Origin of the sequence: Rhizobium leguminosarum bv. viciae USDA 2370 (genome assembly GCF_002008365.1) — a bacterium.
GTDB lineage: Bacteria > Pseudomonadota > Alphaproteobacteria > Rhizobiales > Rhizobiaceae > Rhizobium > Rhizobium leguminosarum.
Map to the genome: position 1 here is coordinate 1 of NZ_MRDL01000029.1, position 2,500 is coordinate 2,500.

1 rRNA gene (cut by a window edge) is annotated in these 2,500 nt (G+C 53.7%); it reads right to left on the minus strand.

What is annotated here, in order from left to right:
- Nucleotides 1-55 precede the first annotated feature (55 nt).
- Nucleotides 56-2,500, minus strand: a 23S ribosomal RNA gene (locus tag BS629_RS13270) (it continues 435 nt past the right edge of the window).

The following is a 2,500-nucleotide window of genomic DNA, read 5'->3' on the forward strand; positions in this document are numbered from 1 at the left end:
CATCGATCCGGACGACCGCTTTGCGGTCGCCTTGAGATGAGCATAGTCAATGAGAACGATCAAGCCGATCGAGCTATTAGTACCGGTAAGCTTCATGCGTTGCCGCACTTCCACACCCGGCCTATCAACGTGGTCGTCTTCCACGGCTCTGATAGGGAATACTCGTTTTCAGGTGGGTTTCCCGCTTAGATGCCTTCAGCGGTTATCCCGTCCATATATAGCTACCCTGCTATGCCCTTGGCAGGACAACAGGTCCACCAGAGATATGTCCATCCCGGTCCTCTCGTACTAGGGACAGATCCTGTCAATATTCCTACACCCACGGCAGATAGGGACCGAACTGTCTCACGACGTTCTGAACCCAGCTCACGTACCGCTTTAATTGGCGAACAGCCAAACCCTTGGGACCTGCTCCAGCCCCAGGATGCGATGAGCCGACATCGAGGTGCCAAACAACCCCGTCGATATGGACTCTTGGGGGTCATCAGCCTGTTATCCCCGGCGTACCTTTTATCCGTTGAGCGATGGCCCTTCCACGCGGGACCACCGGATCACTATGACCGACTTTCGTCTCTGCTCGACTTGTCAGTCTCGCAGTCAGGCGGGCTTATGCCATTGCACTCGACGACCGATTTCCGACCGGTCTGAGCCCACCATCGCGCGCCTCCGTTACTCTTTCGGAGGCGACCGCCCCAGTCAAACTACCCACCATACACTGTCCCGGACCCGGATAACGGGCCGCGGTTAGACATCCATGACGATAAGGGTGGTATTTCAAGGATGGCTCCACGGAAACTGGCGTCCCCGCTTCAAAGCCTACCACCTATCCTACACATGCCGACACGAATGCCAGTGTAAAGCTATAGTAAAGGTGCACGGGGTCTTTCCGTCTGACCGCAGGAACCCCGCATCTTCACGGGGAATTCAATTTCACTGAGTCTATGTTGGAGACAGCGGGGAAGTCGTTACGCCATTCGTGCAGGTCGGAACTTACCCGACAAGGAATTTCGCTACCTTAGGACCGTTATAGTTACGGCCGCCGTTTACTGGGGCTTCGATTCAAAGCTTGCACCTCTCCTCTTAACCTTCCAGCACCGGGCAGGCGTCAGACCCTATACGTCGTCTTGCGACTTCGCAGAGCCCTGTGTTTTTGATAAACAGTCGCTACCCCCTGGTCTGTGCCACCCCATAATAGTTGCCTAGCATGGGGTCACGCTTCTTCCGAAGTTACGCGTGCAATTTGCCGAGTTCCTTCAACATAGTTCTCTCAAGCGCCTTGGTATACTCTACCTGACCACCTGTGTCGGTTTCGGGTACGGTCTATACGGTGGAGCTATTTCCTGGAACCGCTCCGCTGCCCATCCAATCCAATTAGAATGAACAACTTGTGCAATCCGTCACTACCACCAGGCCCACGAATATTAACGTGGTTCCCATCGACTACGCATTTCTGCCTCGCCTTAGGGGCCGGCTAACCCTGCTCAGATTAACTTTAAGCAGGAACCCTTGGTCTTTCGGCGAGAGGGTCTCTCACCCTCTTTATCGTTACTCATGTCAACATTCGCACTTCCGATACCTCCAGGAGCCCTCACGGGTCTCCCTTCATCAGCTTACGGAACGCTCCGCTACCACTTGCGATTGCTCGCAAATCCTCAGCTTCGGTGCATGGCTTCAGCCCCGTTACATTTTCGGCGCAAAGACCCTTATTTAGACCAGTGAGCTGTTACGCTTTCTTTAAATGATGGCTGCTTCTAAGCCAACATCCTGGTTGTTTTGGGATCCTCACATCCTTTCCCACTTAGCCATGACTTGGGGACCTTAGCTGGAGGTTAGGGTTGTTGCCCTTTTCACGACGGACGTTAGCACCCGCCGTGTGTCTGCCGAGTAGTACTCCCCGGTATTCGGAGTTTGGTTAGGATCAGTAAGACGGTGAGTCCCCATAGCCCATCCAGTGCTCTACCCCCGGGGGTATTCGCTCGACGCTCTACCTAAATAGATTTCGCGGAGAACCAGCTATTTCCGAGTTTGATTGGCCTTTCACCCCTAGCCACAAGTCATCCCAATCTATTGCAACAGATGCGGGTTCGGTCCTCCAGTTGGTGTTACCCAACCTTCAACCTGCTCATGGCTAGATCACTCGGTTTCGGGTCTAATGCAACAAACTAAATCGCCCTATTCAGACTCGCTTTCGCTTCGCCTACACCTACCGGCTTAAGCTTGCTTGTTACACTAAGTCGTTGACCCATTATACAAAAGGTACGCCGTCACCCTTGCGGGCTCCGACTGTTTGTAGGCATCCGGTTTCAGGTTCTATTTCACTCCCCTTGTCGGGGTGCTTTTCACCTTTCCCTCACGGTACTTGTTCGCTATCGGTCATGCACGAGTACTTAGGCTTGGAGAGTGGTCTCCCCATGTTCAGACAGGATTTCTCGTGTCCCGCCCTACTCTAGGACAATCATGATATCTACGCGTACGGGGCTGTCACCCACTACGGCCGCAC